General features: G+C 57.4%; 1 protein-coding gene. It reads right to left on the bottom strand.

What is annotated here, in order from left to right; genetic code table 11:
* The coding region (locus tag HBA93_RS20960) for a D-alanyl-D-alanine carboxypeptidase family protein (RefSeq protein WP_502910164.1) at positions 1-277 on the bottom strand (277 nt) is incomplete at both ends.

The raw sequence follows: 277 nt of genomic DNA, 5'->3' as shown, positions 1-277 counted from the left end.
ACCGCGGAACTGGAAGCTGGAGCGGCCGAAATAGCCGTAATACTGCGGATAATGCTGACGCAGAGCGATACCGAGAATCGCCATATCCCGCGCAGTGGTTTGCTGGTTCGGGTTAGGCAGACCCGAAGCATTGCGGAATGTGGTCGAGCGCATGCCGAGGCGGCGCGCTTTTGCGGTCATCATCTGAGCGAAACGAGGTTCAGAACCACCGAGATATTCACCAAGAGCTGCAGCAGCGTCGTTTGCGGAGCGGGTGATCAGTGCCATAATGGCATCT

This window comes from Ochrobactrum sp. SFR4 (genome assembly GCF_019730395.1).
In the GTDB taxonomy this organism is placed as follows: domain Bacteria; phylum Pseudomonadota; class Alphaproteobacteria; order Rhizobiales; family Rhizobiaceae; genus Pseudochrobactrum.
This window is presented reverse-complemented; position numbering and strand designations above follow the sequence as displayed.